General features: G+C 73.0%; 18 protein-coding genes. 6 read left to right on the top strand and 12 right to left on the bottom strand.

From position 1 onward, the window contains the following. Positions 1-5: 5 nt before the first annotated feature. The 3 genes from ACSMHG_RS09770 to ACSMHG_RS09760 form a co-directional block, all read right to left on the bottom strand. Entirely contained in the window at positions 6-953 is a 948-nt protein-coding gene (locus ACSMHG_RS09770; RefSeq protein WP_435744234.1) for a carbohydrate ABC transporter permease, read from the bottom strand. Beyond that, the gene (locus ACSMHG_RS09765) at positions 950-2,239 is read right to left on the bottom strand and encodes an extracellular solute-binding protein (RefSeq protein ID WP_435744232.1); all 1,290 of its coding nucleotides are present in this window, start codon (positions 2,237-2,239) and stop codon (positions 950-952) included. Before ACSMHG_RS09765 ends, ACSMHG_RS09770 begins: the two co-directional genes overlap by 4 nt. A 168-nt stretch (positions 2,240-2,407) precedes the next feature. Next, positions 2,408-3,331, bottom strand: a complete 924-nt coding sequence (locus ACSMHG_RS09760) for an alpha/beta fold hydrolase (protein WP_435744230.1) — start codon at positions 3,329-3,331, stop codon at positions 2,408-2,410. A 139-nt stretch (positions 3,332-3,470) separates the two neighbouring features. Between ACSMHG_RS09760 and ACSMHG_RS09755 the strand changes: the two genes are divergently transcribed. Then, positions 3,471-4,322 carry an esterase/lipase family protein gene (locus ACSMHG_RS09755; RefSeq protein ID WP_435744227.1) on the top strand — a complete coding sequence of 284 codons (852 nt, stop codon included), beginning with the start codon at positions 3,471-3,473 and terminating at the stop codon, positions 4,320-4,322. Here the strand turns inward: ACSMHG_RS09755 and glpX are convergent. The 5 genes from glpX to ACSMHG_RS09730 form a co-directional block, all read right to left on the bottom strand. After that, on the bottom strand, positions 4,287-5,297 hold the full coding sequence (gene glpX, locus ACSMHG_RS09750; RefSeq protein ID WP_435744225.1) for a class II fructose-bisphosphatase: 1,011 nt from the start codon (positions 5,295-5,297) through the stop codon (positions 4,287-4,289). The two genes, ACSMHG_RS09755 and glpX, sit on opposite strands and share 36 nt — an antisense overlap. Positions 5,298-5,382: 85 nt before the next feature. Next, a complete protein-coding gene (locus ACSMHG_RS09745) occupies positions 5,383-6,426 on the bottom strand; it encodes a sulfate/molybdate ABC transporter ATP-binding protein (RefSeq protein WP_435744372.1) in 1,044 nt (347 codons plus the stop codon). Continuing rightward, a complete protein-coding gene (locus ACSMHG_RS09740; protein WP_435744223.1) occupies positions 6,426-7,214 on the bottom strand; it encodes an ABC transporter permease in 789 nt (262 codons plus the stop codon). Before ACSMHG_RS09740 ends, ACSMHG_RS09745 begins: the two co-directional genes overlap by 1 nt. Then, positions 7,211-7,957: a molybdate ABC transporter substrate-binding protein gene (modA, locus tag ACSMHG_RS09735; RefSeq protein WP_435744221.1), complete on the bottom strand. Its 747-nt coding sequence runs from the start codon at positions 7,955-7,957 to the stop codon at positions 7,211-7,213. Before modA ends, ACSMHG_RS09740 begins: the two co-directional genes overlap by 4 nt. Next, a complete protein-coding gene (locus tag ACSMHG_RS09730) occupies positions 7,954-8,349 on the bottom strand; it encodes a TOBE domain-containing protein (RefSeq protein WP_435744219.1) in 396 nt (131 codons plus the stop codon). The genes modA and ACSMHG_RS09730 overlap by 4 nt, the downstream gene beginning before the upstream one ends. Before the next feature lie 118 nt (positions 8,350-8,467). Here ACSMHG_RS09730 and ACSMHG_RS09725 point away from each other — a divergent pair, with 118 nt between their 5' ends. Then, on the top strand, positions 8,468-9,031 hold the full coding sequence (locus tag ACSMHG_RS09725; protein WP_435744217.1) for a DUF4245 family protein: 564 nt from the start codon (positions 8,468-8,470) through the stop codon (positions 9,029-9,031). Positions 9,032-9,045: 14 nt separating this feature from the next. On the opposite strand, the gene ACSMHG_RS09720 is transcribed toward ACSMHG_RS09725, so the two are convergent. After that, complete coding sequence (locus ACSMHG_RS09720) at positions 9,046-9,255, bottom strand: exodeoxyribonuclease VII small subunit (RefSeq protein WP_435744215.1); 210 nt, start codon at positions 9,253-9,255, stop codon at positions 9,046-9,048. Continuing rightward, on the bottom strand, positions 9,248-10,498 hold the full coding sequence (gene xseA, locus ACSMHG_RS09715) for an exodeoxyribonuclease VII large subunit (RefSeq protein WP_435744213.1): 1,251 nt from the start codon (positions 10,496-10,498) through the stop codon (positions 9,248-9,250). Before xseA ends, ACSMHG_RS09720 begins: the two co-directional genes overlap by 8 nt. A 46-nt stretch (positions 10,499-10,544) precedes the next feature. On the opposite strand from xseA, the gene ACSMHG_RS09710 reads away from it, so the two are divergent. Beyond that, complete coding sequence (locus ACSMHG_RS09710) at positions 10,545-11,573, top strand: 4-hydroxy-3-methylbut-2-enyl diphosphate reductase (protein WP_435744211.1); 1,029 nt, start codon at positions 10,545-10,547, stop codon at positions 11,571-11,573. A gap of 8 nt (positions 11,574-11,581) precedes the next feature. Continuing rightward, positions 11,582-12,205 carry an L-threonylcarbamoyladenylate synthase gene (locus tag ACSMHG_RS09705; RefSeq protein ID WP_435744209.1) on the top strand — a complete coding sequence of 208 codons (624 nt, stop codon included), beginning with the start codon at positions 11,582-11,584 and terminating at the stop codon, positions 12,203-12,205. Here the strand turns inward: ACSMHG_RS09705 and ACSMHG_RS09700 are convergent. After that, positions 12,202-12,657 (bottom strand): DUF6542 domain-containing protein, encoded by a 456-nt coding sequence (locus tag ACSMHG_RS09700; protein WP_435744206.1) that lies wholly within the window; start codon positions 12,655-12,657, stop codon positions 12,202-12,204. The genes ACSMHG_RS09705 and ACSMHG_RS09700 overlap by 4 nt on opposite strands. Before the next feature lie 26 nt (positions 12,658-12,683). Next, positions 12,684-13,733 carry a DNA recombination protein RmuC gene (locus tag ACSMHG_RS09695; protein WP_435744204.1) on the bottom strand — a complete coding sequence of 350 codons (1,050 nt, stop codon included), beginning with the start codon at positions 13,731-13,733 and terminating at the stop codon, positions 12,684-12,686. Between the two features lie 153 nt (positions 13,734-13,886). Between ACSMHG_RS09695 and ACSMHG_RS09690 the strand changes: the two genes are divergently transcribed. Beyond that, complete coding sequence (locus ACSMHG_RS09690) at positions 13,887-14,720, top strand: formate/nitrite transporter family protein (RefSeq protein WP_435744202.1); 834 nt, start codon at positions 13,887-13,889, stop codon at positions 14,718-14,720. Positions 14,721-15,171: 451 nt separating this feature from the next. After that, positions 15,172-15,642 carry a hypothetical protein gene (locus tag ACSMHG_RS09685; protein ID WP_435744200.1) on the top strand — a complete coding sequence of 157 codons (471 nt, stop codon included), beginning with the start codon at positions 15,172-15,174 and terminating at the stop codon, positions 15,640-15,642. Positions 15,643-15,645 lie beyond the last annotated feature (3 nt).

Here is a 15,645-nt window from a genome sequence, read left to right as displayed (position 1 = left end):
GTCCATCACTCCTGTCGGGCCGAGGCCAGGTCGACGCGGAACAGCTTCACGATGAGGAAGGCGACCACCAGCACCGAGAGGAACAGCAGCACCGACAGTGCCGAGCCGATGCCGAGCTGGAACTGCTCGATCACCTGCCGGTAGGTGAGGAAGGAGATCGACTCGGTGCCGTTGGCGCCGGCGGTCATCACGTAGATGTTGTCGAAGATGCGGTAGGCGTCGAGCGCCCGGAAGAGCACCGCCACCATGATCGCCGCCTTCATGTTGGGCAGGATCACCTTGAACAGCCGCTGGAACCAGGTCGCACCGTCCACCTTCGCCGCCTCGAGCATGTCCTCGGACACCTGCGCCAGGCCGGCGAGCAGCAGCAGCGACATGAACGGCGTGGTCTTCCAGATCTCCGAGACCATGATCGCGATCATCGAGGACCCGTACTCGCCGAACCAGTTGAAGTTCTCCTCGATGAACGGCAGCCAGCCGTTGACGAAGCCGTTGGTGTTGGAGAAGGCGAACTGCCAGGCGAAGCCGGAGACGACGGTGATGATGCCGTAGGGGATGAGGATCGAGGTCCGGACCACGCCCCGCGCGAAGATCAGCCGGTGCATCACCATCGCGAACGCGAAGCCGATCACCAGCTCGACGGCCACGGTGATGACCATGATCATCACCGTGTTCAGGGTGTCGCGCCAGAACAGCTGGTCGGTCAGCGCGACGAGGTAGTTGTTCAGCCCGACGAACTCCCGCTCCTCCGGCGCGGTGAGGGTGTACTGGAACAGGGACAGGTACAGCGCCCGCAGCATCGGGAAGGCGGTGACCAGGAGCATCAGCACGATGGCCGGTGCCACCAGCTTGTGGCCGAGGGAGTTCTCGGCCTTCGCGCGGTCGGACTCAGGAGCGCGCGGCGCGGTCTCCTGGTCCTCCCGGGTCGCGGTCTGGATCGCAGTGGTGCTCACAGCAGTGCCTCCCCACTGAGGACCGAGTTGAGGAACTCCGCCGACTCATCCGGCGTGGTGTCGGGCTCGACGCCCTCGGGGGAGTGCCACGAGGACTGCACAGCGCTCGAGATCTGGGAGTAGAACGCGCTCTTCGGCCGCGGTCCGCCCGTGTCGATGCTGGTGCGGTAGAGGTCGAGCAGGTCGGCCGGGTAGGCCTCGGTCAGCTGGTCGGAGTCGTAGACCGAGGCGCGCGAGGGCATCAGTCCCTCGTTGACCGCGAGGGCCGTCTGCGCTTCCGGCGAGGTCAGGCAGGCCGCGGCCTCCTGGGCGAACTCGGGGTTCTCGGTGTAGGCCCCGACGCCGACATGGATCCCGCCGATCGGGGGCCTGGACTCCTCGCCCTCGACGGTCCGGGGGTAGCGCGCCCAGCCGAGGTCCTCGAAGGCCTCCTGGCCCGCGGGGCCGCCGGGCTGGCCGATGAGGCCCTCGTAGTTCTTGTAGACGAACGTCCAGTTCACCATGAACTCGCCGGGTCCGTCGTCGGGGTACATCCGGCCGAGGCTGGTGCCCTCGTTCGACGTGGTGAAGTCGGGCTGCCGGGCCTCGGAGTCGGCGAGCTTCGCGACGACCGCGGCGGCTTCGCGGCCCGCCTCGGAGTCGATGGTCACGTCCGCCTCGCGGCCGGCCTCGGTGTCCTCCACGATGGCGCCCCCGGCTCCCTCGACGAGCGCGTTGATCCAGACGACGTACCCCTCGTAGCGGTTCGCCTGGACGCCGACGGAGCCGCCCTCGGTGGCCGCCGCCTCGATGACCTGGTCCCAGGTGACCGGCTGGCTCATGTCGAGCCCGGCCGCCTCGGCCAGTGACTTGCGGTACCAGAGCACCTGGGTGTTGGCCCACTGAGGAGCCACCACGACCTCGTCCTCCCAGACCGCTGTCTCGGCTGCGCCGTCGAGGACGTCGTCGCCGAGCACCTCGTCGGCCACGTCGCCCTCGAAGGGCAGCAACCATCCGGCGTTGGCGAACTCCGGCACGAAGACGGGGTCGAGGTTCATCAGGTCGGTGGAGCTGTCCTTCGCCGCGAGGCGGCGGGCCAGCTGGGTGCGTTGGTCGGTGGCACTGGTCGGCAGCAGCTGGACCGCGATGTCGTACTGGTCGGTGCTGCACTTCTCGGCCAGCTCGCCCTGGGTCGCCTGGCCGTCGGGGTTGATGTACCAGTTCAACGTCGGCTTGCCCTCGTCGCCGCCCGAGCACCCCGCGAGGAGGGCAGAGGCGCAGGCGAGGGCGGCCGTGCCGGCGAGCACGCGCCGGGCGCGTCGCGGGCGTGGTGGGTGTGGCGTCATGGGGCCTCCGTCCGTCCTGTGAAGAACGTTGTGCCCCGCTGTGCCGGTCCTCACACCTATGGGTGGCCCCGGAGTGGCCCTGGACTGGTCCGGCGGGCCAGCTGCGGAGGCCCCGGTCAGCGCGCCCGGTCAGTGCGCCCGGTCAGCGGTACGCCGGATGCCCGCCGCGAAGGTCTCCTCCAGGGCGGGCGGGAGGTCGTGCCCCATGCCGTCGATCAGCAGCAGCTCCGCGCCCGGGATGGCGGCCGCGGTGGCGCGGCCGCCGGAGACGTGCACCATCCGGTCGGCGAGCCCGTGGATGACCAGGGCCGGCACGCGCACGCTGCGCAGCCGCGCGCTGCGGTTCGGCTGGGTGACGATGGCGAGCATCTGCCGCATCACCCCGGCCGTGGTGACGCCGCGGTCCCAGGTCTCCTCCGCACGAGCGGTCGTCTCCTCCTCAGGCTCCGGGAACCCGGGTGACCCGATCAGCTGCCACATCTGCCGACTGGCCTTGACGTAGGCCTCGCGGGAGCCGCGCCTGTTGCCGATCAGCGCGGGGAGCAGGTTCGGGTGCTGCCAGCCGACGGTCCGCTTGCCGGTCGTCGACATGATGCTGGTCAGCGACAGGACCCGCCGGGGCTCCTCGATCGCCATGGTCTGCACGATCATGCCGCCCATGGAGACCCCGGCGACGTGCGCGGCGTCGATGCCCAGGTGGTCCAGGAGCCCGAAGCCGTCGGCGGCCAGGTCGGAGATGGTGTACGGCGGGCGCACCCGGCCGCCGGCGAAGGCCCGCGCCAGCGTGACCCGGCCGACGCGGCCCTCGACGCGGGAGGAGCGGCCGGCGTCGCGGTTGTCGTACCGGATGACGTAGAAGCCCTGACGGGCCAGCAGCTCGCACAGGTCGGCGCGCCACCAGGTCATCGGGCCGCCGAGGCCCATGACGAGGAGCAGCGGCTCGTCGTCGGGGTCGCCGAAGGTCTGGTAGCAGAGCTCGACATCGGGGCGTACCGGCGCGAACAGCTCCGCCGAGGTGTCCACGGCACGGTCACGGGACGATCTGGCAGGCATGCCTGTCAGTCAACCAGAGCGCGCCAGGGGTGCCCAGGTGGGCCATGGCGACCCCCCGACCGGGGGATTCTGGTCCACAGCGGACGCGAGTCGTCCGTTGAAACCCATACTTCCGCTGACTTCTGGGTAACGTAAAAGTGTGACCCAGACGACATCGCGCCAGGCGTTGGGAGCGTTCCTGCTTCCCGACGGGTTCTCCCCGCCGCCGATCGTCGCGGTGCTGCGGGAGGCCAGCCTGGTCGCCGAGGCAGGGCGCTACGCCGTCCGGTCGCGGGCGGCGCGCCGGTCGCGCCGCGCGACGCCGTACGCGACGCGGGTCCCCGCCCGCCTGGCCGACCCGGTGCTGCTGGTGCCGGGCTTCCTCGCCGGTGACACGTCGTTGTCGTTCATGGGCCGGGCCCTTCGCGACCAGGGCTTCCGGACCTACCGCTCCCAGATCCACGCCAACATCAGCTGCACCCTCGAGGCGGCCGCGCAGCTCGAGGCGCGGCTGGAGTCGATCGCCGCACGCCGCGGCACGCGCGTGCAGATCGTCGGCCACAGCCTCGGCGGCATGCTCGCCCGCGGCGTCGCCGTACGCCGGCCCGACCTCGTCTCCGGGATCGTCACCATGGGCAGCCCGATGCTCGCGCCGGGCGCCCACCACGGCTTCCTCACGCGCAGCGTCGACGTCCTCGTGCGGCTGAGCCAGGCCGGCGTCCCGGGACTCATGTCGGCGGACTGCGTCGCCGGCGACTGTGCGCGCCAGAGCTTCGAGGAGAGCCGCGCCGCGGTCCCGGACGACGTCGCCTTCACCGCCATCTTCTCCCGCCGCGACGGCATCGTCGACTGGCGCGCCTGCATCGACCCCTCCGCGGAGGAGGTCGAGGTGACCGCCTCCCACATCGGGATGGCCGTCGACCCGCGGGTCATCGACCACGTGGTCTCGGCGCTCAAGCGCCGGACCGCCCTCGCCTCAGTGGTCGAAGTCGATCGCGGAGTAAGCGCGTAGCTTCTCGAGACGGTGCTCGCTGGTGATCGAGCGGATCGTGCCGCTGCGCGAGCGCATGACCAGCGAGTGCGTCGTCGCGCCCCCGGCGCGGTAGCGCACCCCGCGCATCAGCTCACCGTCGGTGATGCCGGTGGCCACGAAGAAGCAGTCGTCGCCGGTCACCAGCTCGTCGGTGGTCAGCACGTGGTCCGGGTCGAGGTCGAGGCCGGCGTCGATCGCCCGCTGGCGCTCCGCGTCGTCGGTCGGCCAGAGCCGCCCCTGGATGGTCCCGCCCAGGCACTTCATCGCACAGGCCGCGATGATGCCCTCCGGGGTGCCGCCGACGCCGAGAAGCAGGTCGATGCCGGTGTCGGGACGGGCGGCCATGATCGCGCCGGCGACGTCGCCGTCGCTGATGAACTTGATCCGCGCGCCGGTGGCACGGACCTCCTCGACCAGCTCGGCGTGGCGCGGGCGGTCCAGCATGACGACGGTGACGTCGCTGGGCTGGCTGCCCTTCGCCTTGGCCACCGCGTGGATGTTGTCGGCGACCGGCTGGCGGATGTCCACGACGTCGGCGGCCTCGGGGCCGGTCACGAGCTTCTCCATGTAGAAGACGGCCGAGGGGTCGTACATCGACCCGCGCGGCGCCACGGCGAGGACCGACACGGCGTTGCTCATGCCCTTCGCGGTCAGCGTGGTCCCGTCGATCGGGTCGACCGCGACGTCGCACTCGGGGCCGGTGCCGTCGCCGACCTGCTCACCGTTGTAGAGCATCGGCGCGTTGTCCTTCTCGCCCTCGCCGATGACCACGACGCCCTGCATGCCGATGGTCGAGATCATCACCCGCATGGCGTTGACGGCCACGTCGTCGGCGCCGTTCTTGTCGCCGCGTCCGACCCACCGGCCGGCCGCCATCGCGGCGGCCTCGGTGACGCGGACGAGCTCGAGGGCGAGGTTGCGGTCGGGCGACTCGGGGGCGACGTCCAGGCTCATGGCTGCACCCTAGTGGTCCGTACCAGCCGACCGGCACCCCGTCGAGGTGGCGCTCGCGCACGGTCGAGGTGGCGCTCGCGCACGGTCAGCGGCCGTAGACGGAGACCTCCGTGGCCTTCATCGTGAAGATCACCGGCGTGCCGGGGACCAGGTCGAGCTCGGCGGCGGCGTGGGCGGTGACGTCCGCCGCGAGGTGGCCGGCCCGGACCCGGACCTGGTCGCCGTGCGGCTCCAGGTCCGTGACCACCACCGGGAGGGCGTTGCGGGGGCTGCCGCCGGGGGTGTCGCGGTAGACCGCGACCGCCCGGGGGCGGAAGACGGCGACGGCCGGGTCGCCGTCGCGCAGGGCCGGTCCGCTGGGGGTGCCGGCGACCACGACGCCCGTGTCGGTGCGGACGCCGGCGGCCGGCCCGTCGGTCCACCGGCCGGGCAGCAGGTTGAGGCCCGCCACGCGCGCCGCGAAGGCACTGCGGGGTCGGGCCAGCACCTCCGAGGTCGGCCCCTGCTCGGCGACCCTGCCGTCCTCGAGCACGACGACCCGGTCGGCCAGCAGGAGCGCATCGAGGACGTCGTGGGTGACCACGAGCGCGGTCCGCTCCTCGAGCACCCGTCGCAGGACCTGTCGCAGGGCGGGTGCGACGGCGACGTCGAGCGCGGCCATCGGCTCGTCGAGGAGGAGCAGGCGGGGCTCCGCCGCGAGCGCTCGGGCGACGGCCACCCGTTGGGCCTGCCCGCCGCTGAGCCCGGCGGGGCGACGGTCCGCGAGGTCGGCGACGCCGACCTCCGCGAGCCAGCCCTGCGCCCGCTGCCGCGCCGTGCGCCGGGGCACGCGGGCGCACCGCAGGCCGAACGCGACGTTGTCGACCGCGGACAGGTGGGGGAACAGCAGCGGGTCCTGCGCCAGCAGAGCGGTACGCCGGGCGTGCGGCGGCACCTGCCGGGTCCCGGTGAGCTCCGCTCCCTCGAGCACGACCTGCCCGGCCGCGGGCCGCAGCAGCCCGGCGGCGACGGCGAGCACCGTGGACTTGCCGGCGCCGTTCGGGCCGAGCAGCGCGACGGTCTCGCCCTCGGCCACCTCGAGCGACACGTCGACACCGCGCTCGGGGACGCGGGCCTCCAGCTGCAGCATCACGGGGCGCCGCGTCCCTGGCGGGCGAGGCCGATCACCAGGACCGCGACGACGACGAGCACCAGCGAGAGCGCGACGGCGCCGTCCGCGTCGGTCTCGCGGAGCAGGTAGATCTCGGTCGGCATGGTCCGCGTGACGCCCTGCAGGCTGCCGGCGAAGGTGACCGTCGCGCCGAACTCGCCGAGCGCGCGGGCGAAGGCGAGCACGGAGCCCGACAGCAGGCCGGGGAGGACGAGCGGCAGGGTCACCCGGCGGAAGACCGTGCCGGGCCGGGCGCCGAGGGTGGCGGCCACGACGTCGTACCGCTCGCCGGCCGTGCGCAGCGCTCCCTCGAGGCTGACGACCAGGAACGGCAGCGCGACGAAGGTCTGGGCGAGGACCACCGCCGCGGTGGAGAAGGCGAGCTCGAGGCCGAGGACCTCCAGGGTCTCGCCGAGCAGGCCCCGCTTGCCGAAGGTGTAGAGCAGCGCCAGCCCGCCCACCACCGGCGGCAGGACCAGGGGCAGCAGCACGAGGGACCGCAGCACGCCCTGGCCGGGGAAGCTGGTCCGGGCCAGGACGAGCGCCATCGGGACACCGAGCAGCACGCAGAGCAGGGTGCTCGCGGCGGAGGTCCGCAGGCTCAGGAGCAGCGCGGCCCGGGAGGACTCGGAGGTGACCAGCTCGCCGAAGTCGGTCCAGGGGACCCGGGCGACGATCCCGACGAGCGGCAGCAGCACGAAGAGGGCGCCGACCGCCGCGGGCAGGAGCATCCAGCGCGGCAGCCCGACCGCCGGGGGGCGGCTCACGGCCGCCCGAACCCGGCGTCGTCGAGGACCTGCCGGCCCTCCTGCCCCAGCACCAGCCCCACGAACTCCTGCGCCAGCTCCGGGTGGTCGGAGGCGCGGAGCGCGACGATGGGGTAGGAGGTGACCACCTCCCCGGCCCGGGGGAGGGCGACCTCCTCGACGGCGTCACCCGCGGCCCGCACGTCGGTGACGTAGACCAGGCCGGCGTCGGCCTGGCCGGAGCCGACCTTGCCCAGCACGTCGGTCACGGACCGTTCCTCGCTGACCGGGTCCAGCGGCACGCCCTCGAGCTCGGCGACGCGCTCGGCTGCGGCGCCGCACGGCACCTCGGGCGCGCAGACGACGACGTCGATCCCGGGGGCGGCGAGGTCCTCGATGCTCCGGACGCCCGCGGGGTTCCCGGCAGGCACCGCGATGGTGGGGATGTTGGTTGCGAACGCCCGTGGGGGCGTGGTCAGGTCGGCACCGACCACCGACGCCATGGTGATCTCGTCGGCCGTGGCGAGCACGTCGGCGGGCGCGCCGTCCCGGACCTGGGCGGCGAGGTCGGAGGAGCCGGCGAGGTTGAGCTGCACGTCCACGCCCGGGTGCGCGGCCTCGAAGTCGGTCGCGAGCTCCTCGAACGGCGCCGCGAGCGACGCCGCCGCGAAGACGAGCAGCACCTCGCTGTCGCCGCCGTCGTCGGCGCAGCCCGCCGTCGTGGCGGCCATGAGCAGGGCCGCGGCCGCCAGGCCGCGCCTCACGGGCGCTCCACGACGACGTTGGTCGACTTCACCGAGGCGATCGCCCGCACGCCGGGCTCGAGGCCCAGCTCGTCGGCGGCCTCGGCGCTCATCAGGGAGACCATCCGGTAGGGGCCGCAGACCATGTCGACCTGGGCCATCACCGTGTCGCGCACGACGCGGGTGACGATGCCGGAGAGGCGGTTGCGGGCGCTGACCGCTGCCGCGCGGGTCTGCTCCCGGTCGGGGTGCTCGGCGAGGGACTCGGCGAGCGCCGCGAGCTCCCGGCCGGGGACGACGGTCCGGCCGCCCTCGATGGTCGCGCTCAACCGACCGGCGTCCACCCAGCGCCGGAGGGTGTCGTCGCTGACCCCCAGCAGCTCCGCCGCCTCGGCGACCCGGTACGTCGTCATGGCCGCATTCTGCCGCAGGTGCGGTAAGAAGGGAGCCTTCGGTGCCGCAGGTGCGGCCGTTCGCGGGTGTGCCGCATCCTGCGGTGCGCGTACGTCGGCCGGCTGAGAGGATCGTCGGGTGAGTGAGACGGGCAAGCCGGGCCGCTACCAGCGCACGACGAACGGTCTCGTCGGGTCGATGATCGTCGTCGTCCTCGTGGTCATCGCGTTCGTGGTCGTCCGTTCGTTCGTCGGCCGCGACCTCGAGGTCCAGCCGGAGCCGGTCGACTACCTGGAGGCCGTGCGCGCGGCCCAGGCGGCCGGGGACGTCGTCGTCTACCCGCCGGCGCTGCCCGCGGGCTGGATCGCCACCAACGCGCGCAGCGGGGCGGTTTCCGCCACCGGTGGTGAGGACTCCCCGTGGTTCCTCGCGCTGCTCACCGACGAGGGCAGGTTCATCGGAGTGCGGCAGGAGGACGACAGCGTCGAGGACCTGCTGGAGGAGCACGTCGACAGCGACACCGACGAGCTGGGCCCGGTCTCCGTCGACGGGCTGGTCGAGGAGTGGCAGGCCTACTCCGACGACGGCGGCGACCGGGCGTACGCCGCCGAGCTCGGCGAGGACACCCTGCTGGTCTACGGCTCCGCGTCCGAGCGTGACCTGCAGACCGTCCTCGGGCTGCTCGCCGTCGACGCCCTCTGACCGACGCCGCGGGGTCAGTCCTCCTCGAGCACCTTGTCGAGCCGCTCCCGTGCGCCGTCGAGCCACCGTTGGCAGGCCGCGGCGAGGTGCTCGCCGCGCTCCCACAGGGCGAGCGACTCCTCCAGGGTCGTGCCGCCGGCCTCCAGGCGCCGCACGACCTCGACCAGCTCCTCGCGGGCCGCCTCGTAGGACAGCTCCTGTCCCGGGTCCTCGGTCTCAGTCATCGCTTCCTTCGCTCCTCGGGAGGGGGTCGGCCTCGACCGACGTGGTGGTGGCGTGCAGCCGGCCGTCGGCGACCCGCACGCTGACCGCGGCCCCCGACGCGACGCCCGTGACGGAGGTGACCACGTGGCCGTCGGCGTCCTGGAGCACGGCGTACCCGCGCTCGAGCGTCGCCAGCGGCGACAGCGCCCGGGCCCGCGCGCGCTGGTGGCCGATCTCGTCGGCGGCCCGGTCCAGGCAGTGCCCGAGGGTACGGCGGGCGCGGGCCCGCAGCGCGAGCACCTCCTCGGTCCGCGCGTCGACCAGGGAGCGCGGGTCCGCCAGCGCGGGCCGCGACCGGAGCGCGTCGAGGCCGGCCTGCTCCCGGGCCAGCCAGCCGGCCAGCACGTCGCGGAGCCGGTCGCGCGCGGTCTCGACCCGGCGCAGCTCCTCGGCCACGTCGGGCACCACGATCTTCGCGGCGTCGGTCGGGGTGGAGGCCCGGACGTCGGCGACCAGGTCGAGCAGGGGCTGGTCGGGCTCGTGGCCGATCGCGGAGACGACCGGCGTGCGGGCGCGCGCGACGGCCCGGACGAGCGCCTCGTCGGAGAAGGGGAGCAGGTCCTCGACCGAGCCGCCGCCGCGGGCGATGACGACCACGTCGACGTCGGGGTCACGGTCGAGCCGGTCGAGCGCCTCCATCACCTCCGCGCACGAGCGCGGGCCCTGCATCGCGGCGTACGCCACCTCGAACCGGACGGCCGGCCAGCGCCGGCGCGCGTTCTCCAGCACGTCGCGCTCCGCGGCGCTGCCGGGCGCGGTGACCAGGCCGACGCAGGTGGGGAGGAACGGCAGGCGCCGCTTGAGCTCCAGCGCGAAGAGGCCCTCGGCGGCCAGCAGCTGCCGCCGCCGCTCGAGCCGCGCCAGCAGCTCGCCGAGCCCGACCATCCGGATCTCGCGCGCCTGCAGCGAGAGGGTGCCGCGGTTGGCGTAGTAGGACGGCTTGGCGTGGACGATGATCGACGCGCCCTCCACCAGCGGGGTGGCGAGGGAGTCGAAGAGCGTGCGCGCGCAGGTCACCGTCACGGAGATGTCGGCCACCGGGTCCCGCAGCGTCATGAAGACCGTCGCCATCCCGGGCCGTCGGTTGACCTGGGCGACCTGCCCCTCGACCCACACCGCGCCCAAGCGGTCGACCCAGCCGGAGATCGCGTTGGCGATCTGCCGCACCGGCGCCGGTGCCGCCGGGGAGGTCTCCAGGGCCATGGCCGCGAGATTAGGGGATGCCCCCGACACACCTAGACTGGAGCGCATGAGCACCGACATGGGCATGCCCCCCGTCCTGTCGCCGGAGGAGGCCGACAAGGCCGTCCTCCTCGCGGCTCCCCGGGGCTACTGCGCCGGTGTCGACCGAGCGGTCGTCACCGTGGAGCAGGCCCTCGACCTGTACGGCGCCCCGGTCTACGTGCGCAAGCAAATCGTCCACAACAAGCACGTGGTCTCCGACCTGGAGTCCCGCGGCGCGGTGTTCGTCGAGGAGCTCGACGAGGTGCCGCCGGGCCGGACGGTGGTCTTCTCCGCCCACGGCGTCAGCCCCGAGGTGCACCGGCAGGCCGCCGAGCGGGAGCTGAAGACGATCGACGCCACCTGCCCGCTGGTCACGAAGGTGCACCACGAGGCGAAGCGGTTCGCCGCCGACGACTACGACATCCTGCTGATCGGCCACGAGGGCCACGAGGAGGTCGAGGGGACTGCGGGCGAGGCGCCCGAGCACATCCAGCTGGTCCAGGGCCCCGAGGACGTCGCGGGCATCGTCGTGCGCGACCCCGAGCGCGTCGCCTGGCTCTCGCAGACCACGCTCAGCGTCGACGAGACCCTCGAGACCGTCGCCGCGATCCGGGAGCGGTTCCCCAAGCTGCTCGACCCGCCGAGCGACGACATCTGCTACGCCACCCAGAACCGCCAGCTCGCGGTCAAGGAGATCGCCCAGGGCTCCGACCTCCTGATCGTCGTCGGCTCCGGCAACTCCTCGAACTCGGTGCGGCTGGTCGAGGTCGCCCTCGAGGCCGGCGCCAAGGCGTCCTACCGCGTCGACGACGCCTCCGAGATCGACGAGGCGTGGCTCGAGGGCGTCCGGACCGTGAGCGTCACCTCCGGTGCGAGCGTCCCCGAGGAGCTGGTGCAGGGCGTGCTGGCCTACCTCGCCGAGCGCGGCTACCCCGACGCCAAGGCGGTCCACTCCGCCGAGGAGAGCCTGATCTTCGCGCTTCCCAAGGAGCTGCGGCGCGACCTGAAGGCCGCCGCGGCCTCGGGTCGGGCACCCTCCGCCGGATCGGTCTGAGCAGCGCCGTGGCCCGTTTCGTCGACGTCCACCCCGACAACCCGCAGCCGCGGATGCTGCAGCAGGTCGTCGACGCCCTGAACGACGACGCGCTGATCGCCTACCCCACCGACTCCGGCTACGCGCTGGGCTGCCGGGTCGGCAACCGCGACGGACGCGACCGGATCCTGCGCATCCGGGGGCTCGACGACCGGCACCACTTCACGCTGGTCTGCCGGGACTTCTCCCAGCTCGGCCAGCTGGTGCACGTCGACAACTCGGCGTTCCGGGCGATCCGGTCGGCGACGCCGGGGCCGTACACGTTCATCCTCCCGGCCATGCCGGAGGTGCCCCGCCGCCTGCTGCACCCGAAGAAGAAGACCGTCGGCGTCCGCATCCCCGACCACGTCTTCGTCCAGGCGCTGCTCGAGCAGGTCGGCGAGCCGCTGCTGAGCAGCACGCTGATCCTGCCGGGCGAGACCGAGGCCCGGACCATGGGCTGGGAGATCAAGGAGGAGCTCGACCACGAGGTCGACGTCGTCGTCGAGTGCGGCGAGACCCCTGCCGAGCCCACCACCGTCGTCGACTGGTCCGAGGGCGTCCCCGAGGTGGTACGCCGCGGCGCGGGCGATCCGGACCGGTTCGAGCTCTAGTCCGTGCGGTAGACCGGCGCGTCGCTGCGGGGCTCCCCAGGGTCCGCTCCGGGCCCGGCCAGCACGGCTCGCTGGCGCACGAAGAGGCAGGTCAGGCAGAGCAGGTAGCCCACGACCAGGGCGACGCTGTGGCCCGACAGCCCTGAGACGACCGCCTGGACCGCACCGTCCTCCGGGCGCGCGATCGTGGCGGGGTGGGTGCTGCCGAGCATCGTGAAGACGACGACCATCAGCAGGGGCGGCAGCACGCCCACGGCGAAGAAGTCACGCGGCCGCACCCGCAGCGCGAGCGTCACGCAGAGGGCCACGAAGCAGAGGTCGAAGAGGAGCCCCACGTCGTCGAAGAGCCAGACGTCGACGACGACGGCGCTGAGCGCGACGGCCATGCCGAGAGCGACGACCTGGAAGGCGGGCTCGCGCCCGGCTTCCCACAGCGTCCGTGGTCGCTCCACGACACCTCCTCGCGCGGTCGACGCCCTCATGCCACCGTAGGGCCGCGGTCGGCGTCCTCCGGGGCGGCACGCCGGTCCACCGCTCGCAGCTCGACCGCTCGTGGGCTGGGCAGCTCCTCGTCGGTCACGGCAAGGTCCTGGAACCGACGCGCGGCCACCAGCACCCGGGACTCCAGCGACCCGACGGCGGAGTTGTAGTGGCCGACGGCGGCGTTCAGCGAACGGCCCACCGAGTCGAGGTGGCCGCCGAGGGTGCCGAGCCGCCCGTGCAGGTCGCGGCCCAACCGATGGATCTCGCGCGCCTGGTCGGCCAGGGCCTCGTGGGTCCATCCGTGGGCCACCGTGCGCAGCAGCGCGATGAGCGTGGTCGGGGACGCCAGGACGACCTGGCGGGTGGCGGCGTGCTCGAGCAGGCCGGCGTCGGTCTCCAGCGCGGCGGCGAGGAACGACTCGGCGGGCACGAAGAGGACGACGAACTCCGGCGACTCCGGCAGGGAGCGCCAGTAGGACTTCGAGCCGAGCTGGTCGACGTGGGACCGCAGCTGGCGGGCGTGCCGCACCAGGTGGTGCTGGCGCTCGGCGCCGTCCTCGCAGGACGTCGCGTCGAGGTAGGCGTCGAGCGGCACCTTCGCGTCCACGACCACCTGGCGCCCCCCGACCAGGTTGACGACGAGGTCGGGCCGGAGGGCCCCGTCGTCCAGACGCACCTGCTCGGCGAAGTCGCACCGGTCGACCAGGCCGGCGAGCTCCACGGCCCGCCGCAGGTGCAGCTCGCCCCAGCGGCCGCGCACCTGCGGCTTGCGCAGCGCGGTCGCCAGCGACTGCGTCTCGCGGCGCAGGTCGTCGACCTGCTGGTGCAGCCGACCGGTCCAGCCCTCGCGCTGCAGGTCGAGGTGGCGCAGCTGGTCGCTGAGCCGGTCGAGCCCCTGCATCACCTCGGCGGACTCCAAGGCCCCCTCGACGACCGCCGGCCGCGACCGTGCCCACAGGACGCCCATCGCGGCGCCCGCGGCGGCGCCCAGGGCGAGGCCGACGACGAGCACCACCAGCACGGTCACGAGGGTCGAGGTCTCCATGACCACCAGCGTGGCGGTGACCACCGACGGTCCGCGGTCAGACGCGCCCGGTGGCGACGCCGAGCCGTTCCTGGACCCGTCCGGTCGCCGTTGCGGCGGCCTCGAAGGGGGCACCTGTTCGTGAGCCCAGCCGACCCGCGAGAGGTGCTACGCATGGACAACGACGTCGACCAGGCGAGCGATGACCGTCGCGCCATCGGGGAGACCGACGGGCCGCTGGAGGACGCACTCGACCGGTCGTTCACCCGCCAGGTGGAGGAAGGCACGCAGCGGCTGAGCAGGCCCTGGCGCGAGGTCCTGGTCACGGGGTTCGTGGGCGGCACCGAGGTCGCGGTCGGGGTGCTGGCGATGCTGGTCGTCGTGGACGAGACGGGCAGCCAGCTGCTGGGTGGGCTGGCCTTCTCGATCGGCTTCATCGCCCTCCTCCTCGGGCGCTCGGAGCTGTTCACCGAGGGCTTCCTCGTCCCGGTCGTGACCGTCGCCGCCAAGCGCGCGAAGCTGCGTCACCTGTTGAAGCTCTGGTCCGGCACCCTGCTGGCGAACCTCGCCGGCGGGTGGCTGGTCATGTGGCTGGTGGTGTGGGGCTACCCCGGCCTGCACGGGCAGCTGGTGGAGTCCGCCGCCCACTTCGCCACGGCACCGGTCGGCCTCGACACCCTCTCCCTCGCCGTGCTGGCCGGGGCCGTCATCACCCTGCTGACCCGGATGCAGCACGGGACCGACGACATGATGGCCAAGATCGTCGCGGCGGTCGCCGCAGGCTTCCTCCTCGCGGGGACCGAGATGTTCCACTCGATCCTCGACTCGCTGCTGATCTTCGGCGCGCTGCACACCGGGGACGCGCCCTTCGGCTATGACGAGTGGGGCCGGTTCCTCGCCCTCGCCCTGGTCGGCAACATGGTGGGCGGGCTCGGCCTGATCACGCTGCTCAGGCTCGTCCGGAGCAAGGACCGGCTCGTCGACGAGCGGCAGGACCACCCCGGCTGACCTGGCACACCGCCTGCCGGCCCGGGCGCTCCTGAGCACCTGACGCAGCTTCTGCCGGCAGCCGATGTCGAGCTGGGTGTGACGTGACGCAGGGGTACTCGACCGCACTCGGGCACAGGAAGAGCACGGATGCGGCCTCTCGCGTGGCGTGGTGAAACCGGCACATCGAGGCCGAGACCGTGAGCACGACGTCCAGGTGCGGCACCGGCTCGAGCGCTACGGGGCCGGCGGCCGCCGCCTCTTGTACGCCAAGGCCTGCGACCCGCACCTGCTGGCCGACGCGCTCCTTGTCGAGCCGGAGTCGTCCGCGGTCCCCTCGCCGGTCGACGGCGGGGGGCGGCGCGTGCGGCGGAGATGCTTTCGACCTCCTCTGACCAGCCGTCGCGACAGGCCGCTGCAACCGGAGGAGCGGGGTACCTGACCGAGGACCTGCCCCGACCGAGGAGTGACCATGAACCTGACCCACGTCCCGCTCCGCGTCGCCACCGGAGCCTTCATCCTCAACTCCGGCGTCAGCAAGCTCGGCGCCGACGAGGGGACCGCGCAGTTCCTCCACGGAGCCGCGGCCGGCACGTACCCGGCCGCCTTCAAGGACATGGAGCCGGCGACGTTCGCCAAGCTGCTGGCTTACAGCGAGATCGCCGTCGGCGCCGCGCTGCTGACCCCCAAGGTGTCGGCGACGGTCGCCGGTGCGGCGCTCACCGGCTTCGGAGCGGGCCTGATGGGCATGTACCTCAAGACCCCCTCCATGACCCAGGACGACGGCATCCGGCCCAGCCAGGAGGGCACGGCCGTGGCCAAGGACGTGTGGCTCGTCGGGGCCGGGCTGACGCTGCTGAGCCAGGGGATCACCGGGGCCGCCAAGTCGGGCGTGAAGAGCTCGAAGCGCGCGGTCCGCAAGGCGTCCCCGCTGTCGCGCTGACCC

The organism is Nocardioides ureilyticus, from assembly GCF_051280745.1.
GTDB lineage: Bacteria > Actinomycetota > Actinomycetes > Propionibacteriales > Nocardioidaceae > Nocardioides.
This window is presented reverse-complemented; position numbering and strand designations above follow the sequence as displayed.

Bases quoted from the DNA above. Each gene is read 5' to 3' on its own strand.
- ACSMHG_RS09745 (WP_435744372.1), bottom strand. From the start codon at position 6,426: ATGCTGCAGCTGGAGGCCCGCGTCCCCGAGCGCGGTGTCGACGTGTCG.
- ACSMHG_RS09710 (WP_435744211.1), top strand. From the start codon at position 10,545: ATGAGCACCGACATGGGCATGCCCCCCGTCCTGTCGCCGGAGGAGGCC.
- glpX (WP_435744225.1), bottom strand. From the start codon at position 5,297: ATGAGCCTGGACGTCGCCCCCGAGTCGCCCGACCGCAACCTCGCCCTC.
- ACSMHG_RS09685 (WP_435744200.1), top strand. From the start codon at position 15,172: ATGAACCTGACCCACGTCCCGCTCCGCGTCGCCACCGGAGCCTTCATC.
- ACSMHG_RS09690 (WP_435744202.1), top strand. From the start codon at position 13,887: ATGGACAACGACGTCGACCAGGCGAGCGATGACCGTCGCGCCATCGGG.
- ACSMHG_RS09720 (WP_435744215.1), bottom strand. From the start codon at position 9,255: ATGACTGAGACCGAGGACCCGGGACAGGAGCTGTCCTACGAGGCGGCC.
- ACSMHG_RS09730 (WP_435744219.1), bottom strand. From the start codon at position 8,349: ATGACGACGTACCGGGTCGCCGAGGCGGCGGAGCTGCTGGGGGTCAGC.
- xseA (WP_435744213.1), bottom strand. From the start codon at position 10,498: ATGGCCCTGGAGACCTCCCCGGCGGCACCGGCGCCGGTGCGGCAGATC.
- ACSMHG_RS09760 (WP_435744230.1), bottom strand. From the start codon at position 3,331: ATGCCTGCCAGATCGTCCCGTGACCGTGCCGTGGACACCTCGGCGGAG.
- ACSMHG_RS09695 (WP_435744204.1), bottom strand. From the start codon at position 13,733: ATGGAGACCTCGACCCTCGTGACCGTGCTGGTGGTGCTCGTCGTCGGC.